Below are 23,231 nucleotides of genomic sequence, written 5' to 3' on the forward strand. Positions count from 1 at the left end.
GCCCCCCACCACCATTTGGGCCGGCCAAAAAACCCCAACCACAAACCCCCCCCCCCACGGGGTGGGGGCGGGGGTGGGGGGCGGGGTGGGGGGCGAGCCTGGGGGCGGGGTTAGGGGACTGCGTAGGTGAGCAGGGGGGTGCCGTCGGCTCGTTGGAGTTCCACGCTGACCAGCTCCGCGTCGGTGAAGCGGGTCATGCCGGTGAACACCAGGTCGTCGCCGGGCGCGGCGAGCCAGGAGCCGATCTGTTCGCTCGCGCCGCTCGGGCCCTTCGCCACCAGCCGGAACGGGTACGCCTTGCCGTAGCTCGTCCGCGCGTCGTACCCGCAGTGCATGGTGATCTCGGTGCCCCACTTGCTGCCGGTCAGACCGATGTCGGCGTGCACCGGACCGGCGAGTGCCACCGGCCGCATGGCGACCATCGACACCTGCGGGGCGGGGCGCGAAGTGCCCTGCGCCCCCGGGTCAGGCGGCGGGGCGACCGGTCGGGGCAGCACGGCAGCCGTTCCCACGCCGACCACCAGGGCCAACGCGGCGGCGGCCAGCGTCGTCAGGGCGTACCGGCGACGGGTCCTGGTCCGTTCGCGGCGCCGGCGCGCCCGGGCCTCCTCGAGCAGCGCGGGCGCCCGGGGCGCGGTCGGCGGTGGCAGGAACTGTTCCAGGCCCGCCGGGTCGAGGCGGCCGAGCAGTCCCGGTAGGACGGCGATCTCGGCGACGGCATCCCGGCACGAGGCACAGCCGGCGAGGTGCCGCTCGTAGGCCGCCCGCTCGGCGGGGGCCAGGGCGCCCAGCACGTACGCGCCGTCGTCGTGCGCGAACTCGCACCGGGTCATCCCGTCACCCCCATCTCGGCCAGGACCAACCGTAGTGAGCGCAGCGCGTAGTGGGTGCGTGACTTGACGGTTCCCGGCGGCACCCCCAGCCGCGACGCCGCCTCCGCCACCGACCGCCCCTGGTAGAAGCACTCCACCAGGACTTCACGGTGGGTCGGGCTGAGCCGGTTCAACGCCTCGGCGACGGTCCACGCCTCGACGGCGCGCTCGGCCTCGTCGACGACCTCCGGCGGCTCGGGAATCTCGTCGGTGAACACCTCACCGACCCGCGTGGAGCGTCGACGCCAGGCGTCGATGGCCAGGTTGCGGGCGGTCGTGAACAGCCAGGCCCGCACGGAGCCACGTCGTGGGTCGAGGGACTCGGGATGCCGCCAGGCCCGCAGCAGCGTCTCCTGCACCAGGTCCTCGGCCCGCTGCCGGTCGCCGTTGACCAGCCGCAGGGCGTGTGCGTACAACGCCTCCGCGTGCTCGTCGTGCAGCGCCCGCAGCAGTTGGGCGTCATGGTCGCTGATGGCGGTCTCCTCACTTCCGGCGCGGGTCCGGCGGTGCGTCCGCCCGGGAATACGTGTGGTGACGCCGAACGGTTCAGCCCGAGGTCAGACCACTGGTGGCCGGGCAGGTGTTCACGCCTGGTTCACATCGCGGCCGACGACCGCTCACCGCGTCCTCCTAGCGTCCGGCTGGTACGCCGCCTGTCGCGCCACCCACTCACCTGGAGGCTTCTCCCATGAGCGACCGTCCCCGGCTGCTCCCGCTGTTGACCGGCAAGCGCCACGGCACCCGTGACGCCATGACCTGCCTGTACCGCTGCGGCAACGCCTGTGACCACCCGGTACCGAACACGTCCGAGAACGCGTACTTCGGTGACGTGGTGGACGCGGAGGTCTCCCGGCGCGGCGTGGTCCGGGCCGGCGCGGTCGGCGCCCTGGTGCTCGGCTTCGGCGGCGCGGCGGTCGGCGCGCTGGCCGGCGCGGCCCCCGCCAGCGCGGCCCCCACCACCCCGGACGTGCCGGAGAACTTCGGCTTCGGCCGTCCCACCACGGGTGTCGGCAGCGGCGCGCTGACCTTCAAGCCGATTCCGCCGAACAAGCTGGACACCCTGGTCGTGCCGAACGGCTACGACCACGCCGTGGTGATCAAGTGGGGTGACCCGGTGCTGCCGGGCGCGCCGGCGTTCGACCTGCACCACCAGAGCGCCGCCGCGCAGTCGAAGCAGTTCGGCTACAACAACGACTTCGTGGGTGTGCTGCCGCTGGACAAGCAGGGCAGGAGGGCGCTGCTCGTGGTCAACCACGAGTACACCAACGAGGACCTCATGTTCCCCGGGTTCCCCGGCCTGGACGGACTCTCCGTGGAGCAGCTGCGCACCGCAATGGCCGCGCACGGCATGTCCGTGGTGGAGCTGGAGCGGGTCGGCGGCACCGGGCAGTGGAAGCCCGTGGGCAACGGCCGCCGGCCGTACAACCGGCGGGTCACCGCGCTGAGCACCAAGTTCGACCTGACCGGCCCGGCCGCCGGCTCGGCCTGGCTGAAGACCGCCGCCGACCCGAAGGGCCGTACGGTCGTCGGCACGCTGAACAACTGCTCCGGTGGCGTGACCCCGTGGGGCACCGTGCTGTCCGGCGAGGAGAACTTCAACCAGTACTTCGTCGGCGCCGACGCCGCGCCGGCCGACCTGAAGCCGAAGTTCGACCGCTACGGCATCACCACCACCGCTCGCTACCCCAGCGGCAGCCGCAAGTGGGAACGCGCCGACGAGCGCTTCGACCTGGCCAAGCACCCCAACGAGGCGCACCGGTTCGGCTGGGTCGTCGAGATCGACCCGTTCGACCCGGAGAGCCGTCCGCGCAAGCACACCGCGATGGGTCGCTTCAAGCACGAGGGCGCGAACGTCATCGTCGCCAGGGACGGCCACGTGGTCGCGTACATGGGCGACGACGAGCGGTTCGACTACCTGTACAAGTTCGTCTCGGACAAGAAGTTCCTCAAGGGCAACTCCTGGGCCGCCCGCAAGCACAACCTGACCCTGCTGGAGTCCGGCACGCTCTACGTCGCGCAGCTCGACCAGACCAGCGCCGCCGAGATCGACGGCTCCGGCACGCTCCCCACCGACGGCGCGTTCAACGGTCGGGGTCGCTGGATCAAGCTGGTCAGCGGCAACCGGTCGTTCGTCGACGGGATGACCGCCGCGGACGTGCTCACCTTCGCCCGGCTCGCCGGTGACAAGGTCGGCGCGACCAAGATGGACCGTCCCGAGGACGTCGAGCCGAGCCACCTCACCGGCAAGGTGTACGTGGCGCTGACCAACAACACCGACCGCGGCAAGGCCGGCAAGGCGGCCGCGGACGAGGCCAACCCGCGCAACGCCAACAAGCACGGGCAGATCCTGGAGCTGGTCGAGGAGCGCGACGACAACACGGCGGAGACGTTCGCCTGGTCGCTCCCGATCGTCTGCGGCGACCCGACCGACCCCTCGACCTTCTTCTCCGGGTACGACAAGACCCAGGTCTCGCCGATCTCCTGCCCGGACAACGTCGCCTTCGACGCCACCGGCAACCTGTGGATCTCCACCGACGGCAATGCGCTGGGCAGCAACGACGGCCTCTTCGCCACCGCGGTCGAGGGTCCGGAGAAGGGCCACCTCAAGCAGTTCCTGACCGTGCCGATCGGCGCGGAGACCTGCGGTCCGTTCATCACCGGCGACAACCGCTCGGTGTTCGTCGCGGTGCAGCACCCGGGCGAGATCACCGGCGCGTCGGTGGAGAACCCGGCCTCGAACTGGCCGGACGGCGACTACGCCAAGCCGGGCGTGGTGGTCACCTGGCGCCTCGACGGCGGCCCGGTGGGCAGCTGACGTTCCCCTGGCGGTTCGGCGCCGGACCGCCCCGAGAGGCCCTCTCCCAGCCCGGGAGAGGGCCTCTGGCGCGTCCGGCGGGTCAGTGGTCGGCGGCGATGCCGTCGGCGACCGTACGGGCGACGGTGAGCAGCTTCGCGCGTACGACACGGGCGGAGGTCATCATCTCGCTCGCGGGCAGGGCGCAGGCCAGCACGACCCGACGTTCCATGTCCTTGTCGGGTGCGACGAGCACCGCCGCGCAGGCCACCCCCTGGCGGAACTGTCCCAACTCCAACTGCATCCCCCGGCGGTCACCGGCGGCCAGGTCGGCCTCGAACGTCTCGGTGGCGGTAAGCGTGGCGCTGGTGAAGGGACGCATGCCGTACTCGCGGAGATAGCGGAAGCGCTGCTCGGCGGTCAGGGTGGCGAGCAGGGACTTGCCGAGAGCGGTCGCGTGGGCCCCCTCGTCGAAGCCGGGAACGAGATCTTCCAGATACGGCGAACGGTGCCCCTCGGCCACCGCCGTGATGGCGACCTGACCGCCGACGAACCGACCCAGGAAGTGGCTGTAACCGGTGTCGACGGCGGCGCGTCGCAACGTCTCGCCGACCACCGGTGGACCCCGGAACGCGGTCACCAACTCGCGGTAACGGTCGGCCACCTCGAGACCCACGATGTACGTGCCGTCCTCGCGACGGATCACGTAACCCTCGTACGCGAGGGTGCGGACGAGGTGGTAGGTGGTGGCCACGGTCAGCTCACACCGTCGGGCGATCTGCTTGACGGTCAGGCCCTTCGGGGCACGACCGACCGACTCGAGCACCCGCAGTGCTCGGGACACGCTGCGGATCAGGTCCGAAGGTTCTGCCAAGGGGTCGCGCACAACCACCTCCGCCGCCGGGGACTTACACCATATGAAAAACAGGCCGCGTGCGAAATGCCTGTTCGGGTCGAGGATGCCAGATCACCATCCACTCCTCGTACACCAGCGGTCACCAGGAGTTGCCTGAGCGCGACTCGCGTAGGTTTGCCTCACGATGACCCACACCGTCCTCACCCCCGCGCCCGTCCGCACCCGCCCCATCCGGGCCAGCGCCGGCGCCGTGGTCACCACCGTGGCCTGCGTACTGCCCGTCTTCCTGCTCGGCGGCCTCGCCGTGCAGATGGGTGCGGATCTCCGCTTCTCCCCCGCCGGGCTTGGCCTGGCCGTCTCCGTCTACTTCGGCGTGAGCGCGCTGACCTCGGTGCCCTCCGGACGCCTCGTCGAGCGGTACGGGCCGGCGCTGGTGGCCCGCTGCGCCATCGTGCTGGCCTCCGGGTCGATGCTGGCCGTGGCAGCGCTCGCCCGCTCGTACGAGGCGCTGCTCGCCCTGCTGGCGCTCAGCGCCGCCGCGAACGCCCTCGGCCAGCTCGCCAGCAACGCGGCGCTCGCCGAGCACGTCCCGCCGCGGAGGCAGGGCCTGTCGTTCGGCGTCAAGCAGGCGGCGATCCCGGTCTCGACGCTGTTGGCCGGCGCGGCGGTGCCCACCATCGCGCTCACCGCCGGCTGGCGTTGGGCGTTCGTGGTGGCGGCAGTCGCGGCGCTGACCACGCTGCCGGCCGTACCCCGGCAGGTGTCCGGTCGTGCGCGTCGGGCCGACGGGACGCGCGGAGGCCGGGCCACGACGGCCCTGGTGGTCGTCGGCGCGGCGGCGACGTTGGCGGCGGGCGCGGCCAACGCGCTCGGCACCTTCCTGGTCGACTCGGCCGCCGCCCGGGGCCTCTCGCCTGCTCTGGCCGGCCTCACCCTGACCCTGGGCAGCGCGGTCTGTGTCGTCGCCCGGGTGGGCGCTGGCGGACTGGCCGACCGGCGGGCCAACGGTCACGTCGCGCTCATCGCCGCGATGCTGGTGATCGGGGCGGTCGGGCTGGGCCTGCTCGCGGTGGCCGGCCCGGTGCCGCTGGTGGCGGGCGTGGTGCTCGGGTTCGGTCTGGGCTGGGCCTGGCCCGGCCTCATGACCTTCGCGGTGGTCCGGCTGCACCCGCAGGCTCCGGCCGCCGCCACCTCGATCACACAGACCGGGGTGTACGCGGGCGGCTGCCTCGGCCCACTGAGCCTCGGCCCGCTCGCCGCCCACCTGGGCTACCCGACAATGTGGGCCACGGCCTCGGTGTCGATGCTGCTGGCCGCCGCCCTGATGCTGACCGCCAGCCGCCTCCTACCAACCCCTCACCCCCGAGCCGGTGATCATGAAGTTGTTGCCCCATCACACGGCGTGTCGAGGCAATAACTTCATGATCAACGAAGCTGGGGGTGCCGCGCTGGAGGGGCGTGCTGGTCAGCTTGTGCGGTCGGCTATGTAGTCGCAGAGCGACTCCAGGGCCTGGCGGGACGAGTTCGCGGGGAGCGGGGCCAGACAGGCGCGGGCGTCCTCGGCGTAGCTGCGCACGGTCTCCCGGGCACGCTTGAGCGCCGGGCTCTCCCGCAGCAGCCCCAGCGCCTCGGCGTGCAGCGCGTCGTCGGTCAACGGACCGGTCGCCAGGATCTCCCGCAGCCGCACCGAGGAGGCGTCGGAGTCGTCGGCCGCACGGGCGTAGAGCACCGGGAGCGTCGGGACCCCCTCGCGCAGGTCCGTGCCGGGCGTCTTGCCCGACTGCACCGACTCGGACGCGATGTCGAGCAGGTCGTCGGAGAGCTGGAAGGCGACGCCGATCGTCTCGCCGTACCCGGCGAGCGCCTCGACGTGCTGCGCCGGAGCGCCACTGAACATGCCGCCGAAGCGGGCCGACGTGGCGATCAGGGAGCCGGTCTTCTCGGCGATCACGCTCAGGTAGTGCGCGACCGGGTCGTCGCCGGCACGCGGCCCCACCGTCTCGGCGATCTGCCCGTGCACGAGCCGGGCGAAGGTGCGCGCCTGCAACCGGACGGCCTCCGGGCCCAGGTCCGCCGCGATGTCCGCGGCGCGGGCGAAGAGGTAGTCGCCGACCAGGATGGCGACCGAGTTGGTCCAACGCGAGTTGGCGCTCGGCGCACCCCGCCGCACGTCCGCCTCGTCCATCACGTCGTCGTGGTAGAGGGTGGCCAGGTGCGTGAGCTCCATCACCACGGCCGCCGGGACCACCCGCGCGCCCGTGGGATCGCCGAACTGGGCACCGAGCGCCACCAGCAGCGGCCGGAACCGCTTACCCCCGGCGTCGAGAAGGTGCCGGGCCGCCTCGGAGACGAACGGGTCGGCGCTGGCCACACTCGCACTCAGCTCGACCTCGACCGCTTCCAGCAGGCCCAGCACGGATGCCTCGACGCGGGGATCGGCGAGATGAAGGCCGAGCGCGCCGAACTGACTCATGCTCGCCCGACCCCGGCGACCGCCGGAACCGGTGGCACCTGAACGCTCGCCAGCCGGAATCACCACACCATCAACCATGCCACACCCGTTCTACCTGCTCCGGATCGGGGATACGCAGCGGGGGCCGGCACGCTGTCGCGCGCCGGCCCCCGGTGGTAGAGCCACGTCTCACCGCACGAATTCGGCGGCTCCGGTAGCCAGGTCGAGCAGCGGCGCCGGGGCGACACCCAGCACCAGGGTGGCCAGCACGCCGATCATCAGGGCGGCGGAGGTGAGCCCGCCCGGCACGGTCACGGTCGGGGTGGACTCGCCCGGCTCGGACAGCCACATCATCACCACGACCCGCAGGTACGGGAACGCGAGCACCATGCTGGTCAGCACACCGGCGATCACCAGCCACGCCTGACCGCCCTCAAGGGCCGGCCCGAAGATGGCGAACTTGCTGGTAAATCCGCTGGTCAGCGGGATACCGGCGAAGGCCAGCAGGATGAACGTGAACAGCGCGGCGAAGAACGGCGAGCGCCGGCCCAACCCCGCCCACCGGGACAGGTGGGTGGCCTCGCCGTCAGCGTCCCGGACCAGGGTCACCACGGCGAACGCGGCGAGCACCGAGAAGCCGTACGCGACCAGGTAGAACATCGTGCCGGACAGCCCGTCCTTGCTCGGGGCCAGCACGCCGACCAGCAGGTAGCCGGCGTTGGCGATCGAGGAGTACGCGAGCAGCCGCTTGATGTCGGTCTGGGTGACCGCGAGCACCGCGCCCAGGAGCATGGTCAGCACCGCCACCGCGCCGAGGACCGGGGTGAAGTCCCAGCCCCCGCCCTCGAACGCGACGTGGAAGACGCGCAGCAGGGCGCCGAACGCGGCGACCTTGGTGCAGGCCGCCATGAAGCCGGTGACCGGGGTCGGCGCACCCTGGTAGACGTCCGGGGTCCAGACGTGGAACGGGGCCGCGGCGGCCTTGAAGAGCAGACCGATGGCGAGCAGCGCCATGCCGGCGAAGAGCAGCACCGGGCTGGCCGGAGACTCACTCACCGCCGCGTTGACGGTCGCGAAGTCGACACCGGCGGAACGGCCCGGAACGCCCGCGGTGAAGCCGTAGATCAGGGCCACACCGAACAGGAAGAACGCCGAGGCGTACGCGCCGAGCAGGAAGTACTTCATCGCCGCTTCCTGGCTCAGCAGCCGCCGGCGGCGAGCCAGCGCGCAGAGCAGGTACAGCGGGAGGGAGAAGACTTCCAACGCGATGAACATGGTCAGCAGGTCGTTCGCCGCCACGAAGATCAGCATGCCGCCGATGGCGAACGTGACGAGCGGGTACACCTCGGTGAGGCCGTTGCGGCCCTCAGCCTGCTTCCGGTCGTCGGCCGACTCCGCCGTCACGGCGGCCTGGGCGACGAACGCGCCGCCCCGCTCGACGGAGCGGTCGCCGATCAGGAGCAGCGCCATGGCCGCCAGCACCAGGATCGCGCCCTGGAGGAACAGCGTCGGCCCGTCCACCGCGATGGCCTGACCGGCCGTGATGAGCCGGTCGTCGGCGTTGAGGACCACCATGGTCAGCGCGGCGAGCACGGCCAGCAGTGCCAGCGTCAGCTGCACCAGGTGTCGCGAGCGCCGGGGCACGAAGGCCTCGACCAGCACGCCGAGCAACGCGGTGCCCAGCATGATCAGGATCGGGGCGAGCGCCGCGTAATCGAGCGACGGCAGTTTCAACTCGGTCACTGTGCCGACCTTTCGTTCGCGACTGCGGGGCTCCGCTGCGCTGCACTCCTCGCGCTCACCGATGCCGACCTTTCGTTCGCGACTGCGGGGCTCCGCTGCGCTGCACTCCTCGCGCTCACCGGCCTGCCTCCTGGAGAGTGCCGCCCACCGATGGGGCGGGGTCGGTCCTGCCGATGTCGTCCATGGTCGCCTGGACGGCCGGGTTGATCACGTCGGTGACCGGCTTGGGGTAGAAGCCGAGCAGCACGATCAGCGCGATCAGCGGGGCGACCACGACCTTCTCCCGCAGGCTGAGGTCCCGGCGCATACCGTCGACCTCGGTCAGCGCCGGGTTGAGCGTGCCCTGCGTGGTGCGTTGCACCATCCACAGCACGTACGCCGCCGCCAGGATGATGCCGACCGTGGCGATGACCGCCACCGGCTTGTTCACCGTGAACGTGCCGATCAGCACCAGGAACTCGGAGATGAACGGCGCGGTCCCCGGCAGGGCGAGCGAGGCCAGACCGGCGAAGAACAGCACACCGGCGAGCACCGGGACCAGCTTGCCGGCACCACCGAAGTCACTGATCAGCGCCGAGCCACGCCGGGCGACGAGCATGCCCACCACGAGGAAGAGCAGGCCGGTGGCCAGGCCGTGGTTGAGCATGTAGAGCACCGCGCCGGTGCCGGCCTGGGTGGTGAACGCGAAGATGCCCACCCCGATGAACCCGAAGTGCGCGATCGAGGTGTACGACACCAGCCGCTTGAGGTCGTTCTGACCGACCGCCAGCAGCGCCGCGTAGATGATGCCGATCACGCCCAACGCCAGCGCCCAGGGCGCGAACCACTTCGACGCCTCGGGGAACAGCGGCAGGCAGTAGCGCAGGATGCCGAACGTGCCGACCTTGTCCAGCACACCGACCAGCAACGCGGCGGCACCCGCCGGGGCGGCGCCACCGGCGTCCGGCAGCCAGGTGTGGAACGGGAAGAACGGGGCCTTGATGGCGAACGCGAGGAAGAAGCCGAGGAACAGCCACCGCTCGGTGCCGGTGCTGATGTCGACCTGCGAGAGCGCCTGCCAGTCGAACGTCTTGCCACCGACCACCCACAGGCCGATCACCGCGGCCAGCATGAACAGACCGCCGACCAGCGAGTAGAGGAAGAACTTCACCGCCGCGTACTGCCGCTGGTGGCCGCCGTAGCTGCCGATCAGGAAGTACATCGGCACGAGCATGACCTCGAAGAACACGTAGAACAGGAAGACGTCGGCGGCCGCGAAGACGCCGATCATCGTGCTCTCGAGGATCAGCAGCAGCGCGAAGTAGACCGGGATGGACCGCTTCGACGACTCGGCGTCGTGCCAGGACGCCAGGATCACCAACGGCACCAGCACCGCGATCAGCATCAGCATCACCAGCGCGATGCCGTCGGCGGCGAAGGTGAAGTTGACGCCCCAGTTCGGGATCCAGGTGTACGACTCCCGGAACTGGAACCGGTCACCGACGGCGTTGAAGCTGACCCACATCACCACCGAGAGCACCAGTACCAGCAGCGACCAGGCGAACGCCACCTGCTTGGCCAGCTCGGGCCGGTGGCGCGGCAGGAAGGCCACCGCCAGAGCGCCCACCAGTGGCGCCACGGTGAGCACCGAGAGGAACGGGAAGTTGGACATTATGCGGCCTTACCTCCGTGGTGGATGCGTGGTCCGCCGGCGGGGGCGGGCGTCTTCGGGTCGGTCATGCCAACCACCCCGCCTGCACCGCGAGGAACGCCGCCATCACCAGCAGCGCGCCGGCCAGGATCGAGGTGGCGTACGAGCGGACGAAGCCGGTCTGCATCCGCCGGAGTCGACCCGAACCCCCGCCGACGGCGGCGGCGAGCCCGTTGACGAGACCGTCGATGCCCCGGTTGTCGAGGAAGACCAGCGCCCGGGTGAGGAAGATGCCCGGCTTCTCGAAGACCGCCTCGTTGACGGCGTCGGTGTAGAGGTTGCGTCGGGCGGCGGTGACCAGGATCCCGGCCGGCTGCGGCGCGGTGGCCGTGCCGGCCCGGAACAGGAACCAGGCCAGGCCGGCGCCGAGCACGGTGACCAGCAGCGACAGCGTGGTGATCACGAGGTGCGAGAGGACCGGCTCGTGCTCCGCGTGCTCGCCGCCCAGACCGGCGGTGGACGTCAGCCAGTCCGGCACGGAGGTGGAGAGCAGGAAGCCGGCGCCGACCGAGCCGATCGCCAGCAGGATCAGCGGAATGGTCATCAGCTTCGGCGACTCGTGCGGGTGCTCGATGTCCTCGGTCCACCGCTTCGGACCGTGGAACGTGAGCACGAACAGCCGCGTCATGTAGAACGCGGTCAGGCCCGCACCGAGCAGCGCGGCACCGCCGTAGAGCCAGGCGGTCCAGTCCTCCCGCTCGAAGGCGGCCACGATGATCGGCTCCTTGGAGAAGAAGCCGGAGAACGGGAACATGCCGATGATGGCCAGCCAGCCCATCATGAACGTCAACCAGGTGACCTTCATGTACGTCGACAGCCCACCGAAGCGGCGGATGTCCACCTGGTCCTTCATGCCGTGCATGACCGAGCCGGCGCCCAGGAACATGTTGGCCTTGAAGAAGCCGTGCGCCAGCAGGTGCACGATGGCCAGCGCGTACGCCCCGCCGCCGAGACCGACGCCGAGGAACATGTAGCCGATCTGGCTCACCGTCGACCAGGCGAGCACCCGCTTGATGTCGTCCTTGGCCGCGCCGATGATGCAGCCCATCAGCAGGGTGAGCGCGCCGACGCTGACCACCACGAGCTGGAGCGTCGAGTTCGCGGAGAAGATCGGGTTGGAGCGGGCGATCAGGTAGACACCGGCGGTGACCATGGTGGCGGCGTGAATGAGCGCCGACACCGGGGTGGGGCCCTCCATCGCGTCCGGCAGCCACGCCTGCAACGGGAACTGGCCGGACTTACCGGCCGCGCCGAGCAGCAGCAACAGGCCGAGGACCAGCACGGTGGTGCCGGTCAGTGAGCCGACGCCGTTGAAGACCTCGTCGTACTGGGTGGTGCCCAGGGTCGCGAACATGATGAAGATGCCGATGGCGAGGCCGGTGTCACCGACCCGGTTCATCAGGAACGCCTTCTTGCCGGCCGTGGCGGCGCTCGGCCGCCCGTACCAGAAGGAGATCAGCAGGTACGACGCCAGACCGACGCCCTCCCAGCCGAAGTAGAGCATCACGTAGTTGTTGCCGAGCACCAGCAGCAGCATGGCGGCGACGAACAGGTTGAAGTACGCGAAGAACCGGCGGCGACCCGCGTCGTGCGCCATGTACTCCACGGCGTACAGGTGGATCAGGAAGCCGACGCCGGTGATGAGGAGCACGAAGACGGCGGCCAGCGGATCGAACAGCAGGCCGAAGTCGACCCGCAGGTCACCGACCGCGATGAAGTCCCACAGGCTCAGCTCGACCGACTTGTTCTCCAGGCCTCGTAGCTGGAAGAAGGACGCCAGCCCGAGCACGAACGCGGCGCCGATGGCCGCGACGCCCAACCAGTGCCCCCAGCGGTCGGCCCGCCGGCCGAGCAGCAGCAGGATGGCCGCGCTGACCAGCGGGATCGCCACCAGCAGCCAGACGCCCCCGAGCAGCCCCGTGGCCTGGGCGTATTCCACAGTCTCTTCCACCGGTGGACCCCTTTAGTACTTCAGCAGGTTGGCGTCGTCGACGCTCGCCGAGCGTCGCGTCCGGAAGATGGCCATGATGATCGCGAGGCCGACCACGACCTCGGCGGCGGCCACCACCATCACGAAGAACGCCATGATCTGGCCGTTGAGGTCACCGTTGATCCGGCTGAAGGTGACCAGCGTCAGGTTGGCCGCGTTGAGCATCAGCTCGACACACATGAACAGCACGAGCGCGTTGCGCCGGACGAGCACCCCGGCGGCGCCGATGGTGAACAGCACCGCGGCCAGCACCAGGTAATAGTCAGGAGTCACCGGTCGGTCCCCTTCAGAGTGGTCTCCTGCGCGGTCAGCTCACGCACCGGCAGGATGTCCGGCGTGCTCCGCTCGGTGAGCCGGCCGTCCGGCAGTCGCGCCGGGGTGGCCACCGAGGAGGAGGTCGCGAAGACGCCGGGGCCCGGCTTGGGGCCCGGGTAGTTGCCCGGCGCGAAGCGGGCCCGCATGGTCGCCGGCTGGTCCATCTTGTCCTGCTTGCGCCGCTCGACGTGCGCGAGCACCATGGCGCCGACCGCCGCGGTGATCAGCAGCGCCGAGGTCAGCTCGAACGCGAAGACGTACTTCGTGAACAGCAGGCGGGCGATGCCCTGCACGTTCCCCTCCGCGTTGGCCTCGTCCAGGCCGACGGCGGTGGAGCCCTCGACGGCCCGGTAGAGGGCGCCGCCGACGAGGCCGGCGAAGCCCAGCCCCAGCACGATCGCGGCGACCCGCTGACCGCGCAGGGTCTCGATCAGCGAGTCGGACGCGTCCCGACCGACGAGCATCAGCACGAACAGGAAGAGCATCATGATCGCGCCGGTGTAGACGATGATCTGCACCATGCCGATGAACGGCCCGGCCTGGAGCACGTAGAACACGCCCAGGCAGAGCATGGTCAGCACCAGCCAGAGCGCCGAGTGCACCGCGTTGCGGGCCGCCACCATCCCGATCGCGCCGATCAGCGCGAGCGGCGCGAGGATCCAGAAGGTGACCTGCTCGCCGCCGGACACCCCGCCCGCCGCGGCGAGCACCGTAGACGTGGTCATGCGTTCTCTCCCTTGCCGACCGCCGCACGCTGGGCGGCCTGCTCGGCGCCCGGGAACGTCACGCCGGGGTGCTCCTCGACCTGGTGGCGGCCAGGGCCCATCGGTGACGTCTCGGCACCGGCGGAGGTGCCCGGGTTGTCCAGCGCGCCGACGTAGTAGTCCTTCTCGCTGTCACCCAGCCGCATCGGGTGCGGCGGCTGCTCCATGCCCTCCAACAGCGGGGCGAGCAACTGCTCCTTGGTGAAGATCAGGTCCTGTCGGTTGTCCCGGGCCAGCTCGTACTCGTTGCTCATGGTCAGCGAACGGGTCGGGCAGGCCTCGATGCAGAGTCCGCAGAAGATGCACCGCGCGTAGTTGATCTGGTAGGTGCTGGCGTACCGCTCACCCGGCGAGAAGCGCTGCTCGTCGGTGTTGTCGCCGCCCTCGACGTAGATCGCGTCCGCCGGGCAGGCCCAGGCGCACAGCTCGCAGCCGATGCACTTCTCCAGGCCGTCCGGGTGCCGGTTGAGGATGTGCCGCCCGTGGTAGCGCGGCGCCGAAACCGGCGGCTTGAACGGATAGTCGGTGGTGACGACCTTCCTGAACATGTGCGAGAAGGTGACACCGAATCCCTTGAACGTTCCGGTGATCGCGCCCACGTCACACCTCCCTGGAGTCCGAGCCGGCGACGATGTTGGCCGGCTCCCGCTCGGCGACCACGCGCGTGATACGCGGGCTCGGTGGTACCTGTAGATCCATCGGCGGCAGCGGGAAGCTCCCGTACGGCCGGCTGTCGACCTGCTCCTGCGTGGTCGGCTTCGGCTGCGGCTTCCGGCTCGGCCAGAAGAGCGTGGCGAGCAGCAGGATGCCGGCCGGGATACTCACGGCGATGACCTTGCCGCGGGTGTCCCAGTCCTCGATCGAGCGCAGGCCCGACAGGACCAGGATCCAGACCAGGTTGATCGGCAGCAGAACCTTCCAGCCGAAGCGCATGAACTGGTCGTAGCGCAGTCGGGGCAGCGTGCCGCGCAGCCACACGAAGACGAAGACCAGCGCGATCACCTTGCCGAAGAACCAGAGCATCGGCCACCAACCGGAGTTGGCGCCCTCCCACAGCGTGATCGGCCAGGGCGCCCGCCAGCCGCCGAGGAACAGCGTGGTGGTGACCGCGGACATGGTCACCATCGCGACGTACTCGCTGAGCATGAAGAGCGCGAACTTCAGCGAGCTGTACTCGGTCATGAAGCCGGCGACCAGCTCGGACTCGGCCTCGGGTAGGTCGAACGGCGCCCGGTTGGTCTCACCCACCGTGGCGATGAAGAAGATGACGAAGCTGGGCAGCAGCAGGATCGCGTACCAGCCCGGGGCCGGGATCTCGGTGCCGAAGATGGTCAGCCGGGTGGCGTCACCCTGTGCGGCGACGATCCCGCTGGTACTCATCGTGCCGGCGGTCATGAAGACCGCCACGATGCTCAGGCCCATCGCGACCTCGTACGAGATCATCTGGGCGCTCGACCGGAGACCACCGAGCAGCGGGTACGTCGAGCCGGAGGCCCAGCCGCCCAGCACGATGCCGTAGACGCCCATCGAGGAGCAGGCCAGCAGCAGGAGCACGGCCACCGGCACGTCGGTGACCTGCAACGGCGTGTGGTGGCCGAAGATGCTCACCATCGGGCCGAACGGCACCACCGCCAGCGCGGTGACCGCGCAGATCACCGAGATCGTCGGTGCGAAGAAGTAGACGACCTTGTCGGCCGCCTTCGGGAGGATGTCCTCCTTGAAGGCCATCTTCAGGCCGTCGGCGAGGGTCTGCAACAGGCCGAGCGGGCCGACCTGGTTCGGGCCGGGCCGCACCTGCATGTAACCGACCACGCGCCGTTCGAACCAGACACCGAGCAGGGTGGCCAGCAGACCGAACGCGAAGGCGAAGACAATCTTGCCGAGAACCAGCCACCACGGATCCCGACCGAAGTCGGCAAGCGTCGGGTCCTGAGCCAGGACGATCGAGTTCACTGGTTACCCCCAGAACTGAGGATGGTCTCGTCGGCCGCCACGCGCCCGGCCGGGATGGCCGTACCCGATGCGGGAACGGAGATCCGGACGACCGTGCCGGACGTCGCCCCGAGGCTGCGTCGCACGGTCGAACCGGGTGAGTTCGTGGGCAGCCAGACCACGCCGTCCGGCATCTCGGTGATCTCCGCCGGCAGGGTCAGCGCGCCCCGGTCGGTGCCGACCGTGACCGCGTCACCGTCGGCGACACCGAGCGCCTCGGCGGTGCCCTTGCCCAGCCGGACCACCGGCGGGCGGGCGGTGCCGGCGAGGTTCTCGTCGCCCTCGGTCAGGGTGCCGTTGTCGACGAGCTGGTGCCAGGTCGCCAGCACGGCCTCCCCGGCGGCCGGGTGCGGCACGGTGCCCGGCGACACCGACGGCGCGGACGGCCGGGACATGCGCGTGGCCGGCAGCGAGCCCAGCTCGCGGCGGACACTCGGCACGTCGGCGGTGCCGAGGCTTACGTCGAGGAGCGCGGCCAGCGCGTCGAGCACCCGCCCGTCGGTCATCGCGGCGGTGTTCAGCACCGCCTCGAACGGACGCAGCCGGCCCTCCCAGTCGAGGAAGCTGCCGGCCTTCTCGACCACCGGGGCGACCGGCAGCACCACGTCGGCCCGCCGGGTCACCGCGCTGGCGCGCAGTTCCAGGCTGACCAGGAACGGCACCGCGTCCAGCGCGGCCTCGGCCAGCCGCGGGTCGGCCAGGTCGGCCGGGTCGACGCCGCCGACCAGCAGCGCGCCGAGCTGTCCGTTGGCCGCCGCCGCCAGGATGCCGTCGGTGTCCCGACCGGCCTGGCTGGGGATCACCCCGGCCGGAATGTCCCACGCCTCGCCCAGTTCGGCCCGCGCGGCCGGCTCGGTGACCAGCCGGCCCCCGGGGAGCAGGTTGGGCAGGCAGCCCGCGTCGACCGCGCCGCGGTCACCCGCGCGCCGCGGCACCCAGGCCAGCTTCGCACCGGTACGCCGGGCCACGTCCGCCGCGGCGGAGAGCCCGCCCGGCACACCGGCCAGCCGCTCACCCACGATGAGGATCGCGCCCGGCGCGCTCAGCGCCTCGGTGACCGTGGCGTGCTCGGCGAGCACGCTCGCCTCCTCGCCCGGCACGACCCGGGCCAGCTTGGCGCCGAGCTTCTCCAGGCCGCGGGTGGCGAACGGCGCCAGCGCGTACACCGTCAGGGTCTTCTTCAGGTACGCCTTGCGCAGCCGCAGGAAGAGGATCGGGCACTCCTCCTCCGGCTCCAGGCCCACCAGCACCACGGCCGGCGCGTTCTCCACGTCGGTGTAGGTGACGTCGGTGACCCCGGCGACCGAGCTGGCCAGGAAGTCGGCCTCCTCGCGGGAGACCGGCCGGGCCCGGAAGTCGATGTCGTTGGTGTTCAGCGCGACCCGGGCGAACTTCGCGTACGCGTAGGCGTCCTCGACGGTCAGCCGACCGCCGGTGAGCACCGCCGTGCCCTGGCCGCCCTCGCGGGCCGCGTGCAGCCCTTCGGCGGCCCGGGTCAGCGCCTCACTCCAGGACGCCTCCCGCAGCTCACCGGTGTGCTCGTCGCGGACCAGCGGGTTGGTCAGGCGGTCGGCGGCCCGGGTGTACTGGAAACCCCACCGACCCTTGTCGCAGTTCCACTCCTCGTTCACGGCCGGCTCGTCACCGGCGAGCCGGCGCAGCACCTTGCCGCGCCGCCAGTCGGTGCGCTGCCCGCAGCCGGCCGAGCAGTGCTCGCAGACGCTCGGGCTGGACACCAGGTCGAACGGACGGGCCCGGAACCGGTACTGCGCGCCGGTCAGCGCCCCCACCGGGCAGATCTGCACGGTGTTGCCGGAGAAGTAGGAGTTGAACGGCACGTCACCGTCGTCGCCCTGCTCGCCGTACGCGTCGTCCCGGTAGATGTTGATTTCCTCGGCGGACGACCGGCCCATCAGGTCGATGAACTTGTCGCCGGCGATCTCCTCGGAGAACCGGGTGCAGCGCTGGCAGAGCACGCAGCGCTCGCGGTCCAGCAGCACCTGGCTGCTGATCGCCATCGGCTTCTCGTACTCGCGCTTGTGCTCGTGGAAGCGCGAGTCGGTGCGGCCGGTGGACATCGCCTGGTTCTGCAGGGGGCACTCGCCGCCCTTGTCACACATCGGGCAGTCCAGCGGGTGGTTGAGCAGCAGCAGCTCCATCACCCCCTCCTGCGCCTTCTGGGCGACCGGGGAGGTGAGCTGGGTCCGGACGACCATGCCGTCGGCGACGGTCTGGGTGCAGGAGGCGACCGGCTTGCGTTGCCCCTCCACCTCGACCAGGCACTGCCGGCACGCGCCGGCCGGGGCCAGCAGCGGGTGGTCGCAGAACCGGGGGATCTCGGTGCCCATCTGCTCGGCGACCCGGATCAGCAGCGCCCCCTTGGGGGCGGTGACCTCGACGCCGTCGATGGTGAGGGTGACGGTCTCGGTCTGCTTGGCTACGTCGGTCATCAGAGTCGCCCTTCATTCGCGACTGCGGGACTCGCAAGCTCGTTCCTCGCGCTCATCAGTGCGCCCCTACCAGGGTCTTCTCCGACAGCATGGGAGCTTTACGACCCTCGATGTAGTCGAGGTAGTCCTGCTTGAAGTACTTCAGCGACGAGGTCACCGAGCTGGTCGCACCGTCACCCAGGCCGCAGAACGAGCGGCCGAGGATGTTGTCGCAGGTGTCCAGGAGGGTGTCCAGGTCCTCGTGGGTGCCCTGGCCGGAGAGGATCCGCCGGTAGACCCGGACCATCCAGTAGTTGCCCTCCCGGCACGGGGTGCACTTGCCACACGACTCGTGGTGGTAGAACTCCAGCCACCGGTACGTCGCGTAGACCGGGCAGTCCTGGTCGGAGAAGATTTGCGTGGCCGTGGTGCCCAGGATCGAGCCGGCCGCCGCCACGCCCTCGAAGTCCAGCGGCACGTCCAGGTGCTCGGCGGCGAGCAGCGGGGTCGACGATCCACCCGGGGTCCAGAACCGCAGGTTGTGACCGGGCTGCATGCCGCCGGCAAGTTCCAGCAGCTCCCGCAGCGTGACACCCATCGAGCACTCGTACTGGCCCGGGTTGGCGATCCGGCCGGAGAGCGAGTAGATCATCGGTCCGGAGGACTTCTCGGTGCCCATGGACTTCCACCAGTCGGCCCCGCCGAGCACGATCGGCGGGACGCTGGCGATGGTGCCGACGTTGTTCACCACCGTCGGGCTGGCGTACAGGCCGTGGGTGGCCGGGAACGGCGGGCGCAGCCGGGGCTGCCCCCGGAACCCCTCCAGCGAGTCGAGCAGCGCCGTCTCCTCGCCACAGATGTACGCCCCGGCGCCGGAGTGCACGACCAGCTCCAGGTCGAAGCCGCTGCGCAGGATGTTGCGACCCAGGTAGCCCTTGTCGTACGCCTCCTGGACGGCGTTGCGCAGCCGCCGGGCGGCGTGCACGGCCTCGCCCCGGATGTAGATGTAGGCGCGGCTGGCCCGGATCGCGTACGACGCGATGATCACGCCTTCGACCAGCGCGTGCGGATCGTGGGTCATCAGCGGGAGGTCCTTGCAGGTGCCCGGCTCGCCCTCGTCGGCGTTGACCACCAGGTAGTGCGGCTTGCCGTCCCCCTGCGGGATGAAGCCCCACTTGAGACCGGTGGGGAAGCCGGCACCGCCACGACCGCGCAGCCCGGAGTCCTTGATCAGCTGGATCAGGTCATCCGGGTGGGCCTTGAGGGCCTTGCGCAGCGCGGCGTAGCCGTCGAGCTGCTCGTAGGTGCCGATCCGCCAGGCGTCCGGTGACAGCCAGCGCTTGGTCAGCACCGGCGTCAGCTTGGCCAGCGTCTCCGGGCGGGGAGTGGTCACTTGTGGGCCCCCGTTTCGCTCGCGGCGGCGGGGTCCGTGCCATCCGCGTCCGCCGACGCTTCGGTGAGGTTGCGCTCCTGCGCGCCGGTCGAGTCACCGGCGGGCTTACCGTCGCCGGCCGGGGCGTTGGCCGCCGCGCCGGCGGCCTGGGCCGCCTGCGCGTCGCGCGGTCCCGGCGGCGAGGTCTCCGCCGGCACCTTCGTGCCGGGCGCGTCCGGCACGGCCGTCTCCGCGTCGGGCTGCCGGGTCTCGGCGGTACGCACCTGCGGCGACTTGTCGTCCGGCGCCTTCACGTCCGGTGCGGTGCTGCCGGTGGCCGCCGCCGGCTCGACCCGCTCGGCGGTGCCGGCCGTACCCGTGGGGGTGGCCGCGCCGTCGCCGCTGGTGACCGGGGTGGCGGGGGCCGCAGCCGGGGTGGCCGCTCCGTCGCCGCCCTTGACCGGCGCGGTGCTGGCCTCGACGGGTGCCGGCTTGGCGGCCTCCGCCTTCGCCTTCGCCTCGGCGGCTGCCTTGTCGGCCTCGGCCTTGCTGCGGATCGGGGTGTTCGGGTCGAAGCCCGGCACCGAGACGCCGTGCTCCTGCGCCAACCGCAGACCCCGCAGGGTCGGCTCACCCGGACCGCCGTCGGCGACCGCGCCCTCGCGCTCGTCGGCGAAACCGGCGAGCTGCACCGCCATCTCCTTGAGCGTGCACAGCCGCGCGCCGCGCGTCGGCATGGGCCGGCCGCCCGCGCGCAGCTCGTCGACCACACCGACCGCCGTGGACGGGTCCACGCCGTCGAAGAAGTCGTAGTTGACCGTCATCACCGGGCCGTAGTCACAGGCCGCCAGGCACTCGGCGTGCTCCAGCGTGATGGTCCCGTCGGCGGTCGTCTCGTCGTGCCCGACACCCAGGTGCTCCGCGAGGGTGTCGTAGACCTCCTGGCCACCCAGCACGTTGCACATCGTGTTGGTGCAGACGCTGACCAGGAAGTCGCCGGTGGGCTTGCGCTTGTACATGGTGTAGAAGGTGGCCACGGCCCCGACCTGGGCCTTGTTCAGCCCCAGCACCTCGGCGCAGAACGTCACCCCGGCCGGGGAGACGTACCCCTCCTCGGACTGGACCAGGTGTAGCAGCGGCAGCAGGGCCGAGCGGGACCGGTCCGCCGGGTAGCGGGCGATGATCTCGCGTGCCCGCTCCCGCGTCTCGTCAGTGAACGTCGTCGTCATCGGTCACAACCACCCATCACGGGATCCAGCGAGGCGCCGCCGGCGATCACGTCGGCGATCAGGCCACCCTCGGCCATCGCCGGGAGGGCCTGGAGGTTGACGAAGCTCGGCTCCCGGTAGTGCACCCGGTAGGGCCGGGTGCCACCGTCGGAGACGGCGTGCACGCCCAGCTCGCCGCGCGGCGACTCGATGCCGACGTACACCTGGCCGGGTGGGACCCGGAAGCCCTCGGTGACCAGCTTGAAGTGGTGGATCAGCGACTCCATCGACTGACCCATGATCTTCGCGACGTGCTCCAGCGAGTTGCCCATGCCGTCCACGCCGATGGCGAGCTGCGCGGGCCACGCGATCTTGCGGTCGGCGACCATCACCGGGCCCGGGCGCAGCCGGTCCAGCGCCTGCTCGACCAGCTTCATCGACTCACGGATCTCGGCGAGCCGGACCTGGTAGCGGCCCCACACGTCGCCGTCGGGGTGGGTCGGCACGTCGAACTCGTACGTCTCGTAACCGCAGTACGGCATGGTCTTGCGCAGGTCCCAGGCGAGCCCGGCCGAGCGCAGCACCGGACCGGTGATGCCGAGCGCCACGCAGCCGGTGACGTCCAGCACCGCGACGCCCTTGGTCCGCTCGGTCCAGATGGGCTGACCGGAGAGCAGGTCCTCGTACTCCTTGAGCTTCTTTGGCATCATCTTGAGGAAGTCGCGGATCTTGCGGATCGCGTCGTCCGGCACGTCCTGCGCCACACCGCCCGGCCGGACGTACGCGTGGTTCATCCGCAGGCCGGTGATGGTCTCGAAGATGTCGAGGATGTACTCCCGCTCGCGGAAGCCGTACAGCATGATCGAGATGGCGCCCAGCTCCATGCCGGTGGTGGCCAGCCAGACCAGGTGCGACGAGATCCGGTTGAGCTCCATCATCAGCACGCGGATGGTGGTGGCGCGCTCGGTGACGTCGTCGGTGATGCCGAGGAGCTTCTCCACCGCGAGGGCGTACGCCGTCTCGTTGAAGATCGGGGAGAGGTAGTCCATCCGGGTCACGAACGTCGAGCCCTGGACCCAGTTGCGGTACTCGAGGTTCTTCTCGATGCCCGTGTGCAGGTAGCCGACGACCGAGCGGGCCTCGCGGACCGTCTCGCCCTCCAGTTCGAGGATCAGACGGAGCACCCCGTGGGTGGACGGGTGCTGCGGCCCCATGTTGACCACGATGCGCTCGTCGTTGATCGGGTCGGTGCCCGACACGACCGTGTCCCAGTCCCCACCCGTGACGGTGAAGACCCGGCCCTCGGTGGTCTCGCGTTCGGTCGCGTAGTTCGACGTGGTCACTGGTAGGACCTCCTCCGGTCCGGCGGCGGAATCTCGGCGCCCTTGTACTCGACGGGCACGCCACCGAGCGGGTAGTCCTTGCGCTGCGGGTGGCCCTCCCAGTCGTCCGGCATGAGAATCCGGGTCAGGTTGGGGTGGCCGTCGAAGACGATGCCGAACATGTCGTACGCCTCCCGCTCCTGCCAGTCGGCCGTCGGGTAGACGGCGGTGACGCTGGGCAGGTGCGGAGACTCGGCGGAGACGGCGGCCTCCAGCCGGATCCGACGCCGGTAGGTCATCGAGGTGAGCAGGTAGACCACGTGCAGCCGGCGCTCGTCGGCGCCGAGGTAGTCCACCCCGGACACCGAGGAGCACAGCTCGAACCGCAGCGCGAGGTCGTCACGCAGTACCTGGCAGACCTCGGCGATCCGCTCGGGGCGGATGTGCAGGGTCAGTTCGCCCCGGTCGACGACCACCTTTTCGATGGCGTCGCCGAAGGCCGGGTACGCCTCCTCCAGCGCGTCGCGGACCTCGTCGAAGTACCCGCCGTACGGCCGGGCGGCCTCCTCGATCGGCTGGCGCGGGCGGACCAGGCCGCCGTAGCCGGACACGTCACCGGTGCCCTGGTTGCCGAACATCCCGCGGCCGGCCGGGCTGGCCGGCGGGTACTCGGCCGGGGCGGTCGCGCTGGCGCCGGGCGGCGTTACCGGCACCGGCACCCCGCCGTCGTTGGTCTTGTCCGTGGGAGACGTCATTTCGGGCCTGCCTGCGGGTGGAGATGGTTCTGGGCGTTCATCCAGTTCTCGATCCGCAACTGCTCCTCGCGCCCCTCGCGGACCGCCTGGGTCCACTCGGCACGCCGGGCCTTGTCGTTGCGGTAGGAGGACGGCATCGAGCCGTACGGCACGACCGGGACGTCGCCGCGCTCCTGGCGGGCCGCCAGCATCTTGCGACCGTTCGGGCCCAGCGGCTCGTACATGATCTTCTCGCGGAGCTTGAGGATCGCGTCGATGAGCATCTCCGGCCGGGGCGGGCAGCCGGGCAGGTACATGTCGACGGGTACGACGTGGTCGACGCCCTGCACGATGGCGTAGTTGTTGAACATGCCGCCGCTGCTGGCGCAGACGCCCATCGAGAGCACCCAGCGGGGCTCGGCCATCTGGTCGTAGATCTGGCGCAGCACCGGCGCCATCTTCTGGCTCACCCGGCCGGCCACGATCATGAGGTCGGCCTGTCGGGGCGAGGCCCGGAAGACCTCCATGCCCCAGCGGCCCATGTCGTAGTGCGGACCACCGGCGGCCATCATCTCGATGGCGCAGCAGGCCAGGCCGAAGGTGGCGCCCCACACGGACGACTTCCGAGACCAGTTGACCAGCTTCTCCACCGAGGTGAGCAGGACGCCGGCGGGAAGCTTCTCCTCGATGCCCATCTG

Annotated in this window: 19 protein-coding genes; 2 read left to right on the forward strand and 17 right to left on the reverse strand. The window is 70.6% G+C overall.

Annotated features, from left to right (window positions below; translation table 11 throughout):
- Positions 1-110: 110 nt before the first annotated feature.
- Entirely contained in the window at positions 111-833 is a 723-nt protein-coding gene (locus AB0J36_RS25505; RefSeq protein ID WP_355048256.1) for a zf-HC2 domain-containing protein, read from the reverse strand.
- Entirely contained in the window at positions 830-1,345 is a 516-nt protein-coding gene (locus AB0J36_RS25510; protein WP_357124632.1) for a sigma-70 family RNA polymerase sigma factor, read from the reverse strand. The genes AB0J36_RS25505 and AB0J36_RS25510 overlap by 4 nt, the downstream gene beginning before the upstream one ends.
- Positions 1,346-1,560: 215 nt before the next feature.
- Here AB0J36_RS25510 and AB0J36_RS25515 point away from each other — a divergent pair, with 215 nt between their 5' ends.
- Complete coding sequence (locus tag AB0J36_RS25515) at positions 1,561-3,687, forward strand: PhoX family phosphatase (protein WP_357392615.1); 2,127 nt, start codon at positions 1,561-1,563, stop codon at positions 3,685-3,687.
- Between the two features lie 82 nt (positions 3,688-3,769).
- On the opposite strand, the gene AB0J36_RS25520 is transcribed toward AB0J36_RS25515, so the two are convergent.
- Complete coding sequence (locus AB0J36_RS25520) at positions 3,770-4,552, reverse strand: IclR family transcriptional regulator C-terminal domain-containing protein (RefSeq protein WP_357123556.1); 783 nt, start codon at positions 4,550-4,552, stop codon at positions 3,770-3,772.
- Positions 4,553-4,706: 154 nt separating this feature from the next.
- Between AB0J36_RS25520 and AB0J36_RS25525 the strand changes: the two genes are divergently transcribed.
- The gene (locus AB0J36_RS25525; RefSeq protein WP_357392614.1) at positions 4,707-5,939 is read left to right on the forward strand and encodes an MFS transporter; all 1,233 of its coding nucleotides are present in this window, start codon (positions 4,707-4,709) and stop codon (positions 5,937-5,939) included.
- A 48-nt stretch (positions 5,940-5,987) separates the two neighbouring features.
- Here AB0J36_RS25525 and AB0J36_RS25530 read toward each other — a convergent pair whose 3' ends face one another.
- From AB0J36_RS25530 to AB0J36_RS25595, 14 genes are all read right to left on the reverse strand, one after another.
- Positions 5,988-7,073 carry a polyprenyl synthetase family protein gene (locus tag AB0J36_RS25530; RefSeq protein ID WP_357392613.1) on the reverse strand — a complete coding sequence of 362 codons (1,086 nt, stop codon included), beginning with the start codon at positions 7,071-7,073 and terminating at the stop codon, positions 5,988-5,990.
- A 90-nt stretch (positions 7,074-7,163) separates the two neighbouring features.
- Entirely contained in the window at positions 7,164-8,717 is a 1,554-nt protein-coding gene (gene nuoN / locus AB0J36_RS25535) for an NADH-quinone oxidoreductase subunit NuoN (RefSeq protein WP_357123547.1), read from the reverse strand.
- A 115-nt stretch (positions 8,718-8,832) separates the two neighbouring features.
- Positions 8,833-10,368 carry an NADH-quinone oxidoreductase subunit M gene (locus tag AB0J36_RS25540; protein ID WP_357392612.1) on the reverse strand — a complete coding sequence of 512 codons (1,536 nt, stop codon included), beginning with the start codon at positions 10,366-10,368 and terminating at the stop codon, positions 8,833-8,835.
- Between the two features lie 64 nt (positions 10,369-10,432).
- Positions 10,433-12,358 carry an NADH-quinone oxidoreductase subunit L gene (gene nuoL / locus AB0J36_RS25545; protein WP_357175896.1) on the reverse strand — a complete coding sequence of 642 codons (1,926 nt, stop codon included), beginning with the start codon at positions 12,356-12,358 and terminating at the stop codon, positions 10,433-10,435.
- A gap of 12 nt (positions 12,359-12,370) precedes the next feature.
- Positions 12,371-12,670, reverse strand: a complete 300-nt coding sequence (gene nuoK / locus AB0J36_RS25550) for an NADH-quinone oxidoreductase subunit NuoK (protein WP_355048264.1) — start codon at positions 12,668-12,670, stop codon at positions 12,371-12,373.
- Positions 12,667-13,437 carry an NADH-quinone oxidoreductase subunit J gene (locus AB0J36_RS25555; RefSeq protein ID WP_357123536.1) on the reverse strand — a complete coding sequence of 257 codons (771 nt, stop codon included), beginning with the start codon at positions 13,435-13,437 and terminating at the stop codon, positions 12,667-12,669. The genes nuoK and AB0J36_RS25555 overlap by 4 nt, the downstream gene beginning before the upstream one ends.
- Positions 13,434-14,075 (reverse strand): NADH-quinone oxidoreductase subunit NuoI, encoded by a 642-nt coding sequence (gene nuoI, locus AB0J36_RS25560; RefSeq protein ID WP_357175894.1) that lies wholly within the window; start codon positions 14,073-14,075, stop codon positions 13,434-13,436. The genes AB0J36_RS25555 and nuoI overlap by 4 nt, the downstream gene beginning before the upstream one ends.
- Before the next feature lies 1 nt (position 14,076).
- Positions 14,077-15,429 carry an NADH-quinone oxidoreductase subunit NuoH gene (gene nuoH, locus AB0J36_RS25565; RefSeq protein ID WP_357175891.1) on the reverse strand — a complete coding sequence of 451 codons (1,353 nt, stop codon included), beginning with the start codon at positions 15,427-15,429 and terminating at the stop codon, positions 14,077-14,079.
- Positions 15,426-17,918 carry an NADH-quinone oxidoreductase subunit G gene (locus AB0J36_RS25570; protein WP_357123529.1) on the reverse strand — a complete coding sequence of 831 codons (2,493 nt, stop codon included), beginning with the start codon at positions 17,916-17,918 and terminating at the stop codon, positions 15,426-15,428. The genes nuoH and AB0J36_RS25570 overlap by 4 nt, the downstream gene beginning before the upstream one ends.
- A 55-nt stretch (positions 17,919-17,973) precedes the next feature.
- Entirely contained in the window at positions 17,974-19,290 is a 1,317-nt protein-coding gene (nuoF, locus tag AB0J36_RS25575; RefSeq protein WP_357175888.1) for an NADH-quinone oxidoreductase subunit NuoF, read from the reverse strand.
- Entirely contained in the window at positions 19,287-20,498 is a 1,212-nt protein-coding gene (nuoE, locus tag AB0J36_RS25580) for an NADH-quinone oxidoreductase subunit NuoE (protein WP_357175886.1), read from the reverse strand. The genes nuoF and nuoE overlap by 4 nt, the downstream gene beginning before the upstream one ends.
- The gene (locus AB0J36_RS25585; protein ID WP_357175883.1) at positions 20,495-21,820 is read right to left on the reverse strand and encodes an NADH-quinone oxidoreductase subunit D; all 1,326 of its coding nucleotides are present in this window, start codon (positions 21,818-21,820) and stop codon (positions 20,495-20,497) included. Before AB0J36_RS25585 ends, nuoE begins: the two co-directional genes overlap by 4 nt.
- Positions 21,817-22,554 carry an NADH-quinone oxidoreductase subunit C gene (locus AB0J36_RS25590; RefSeq protein ID WP_357175881.1) on the reverse strand — a complete coding sequence of 246 codons (738 nt, stop codon included), beginning with the start codon at positions 22,552-22,554 and terminating at the stop codon, positions 21,817-21,819. The genes AB0J36_RS25585 and AB0J36_RS25590 overlap by 4 nt, the downstream gene beginning before the upstream one ends.
- A complete protein-coding gene (locus AB0J36_RS25595) occupies positions 22,551-23,228 on the reverse strand; it encodes an NADH-quinone oxidoreductase subunit B (protein ID WP_007454590.1) in 678 nt (225 codons plus the stop codon). The genes AB0J36_RS25590 and AB0J36_RS25595 overlap by 4 nt, the downstream gene beginning before the upstream one ends.
- Positions 23,229-23,231: the final 3 nt, after the last annotated feature.

This window comes from Micromonospora sp. NPDC049662 (genome assembly GCF_040675055.1).
GTDB lineage: Bacteria > Actinomycetota > Actinomycetes > Mycobacteriales > Micromonosporaceae > Micromonospora.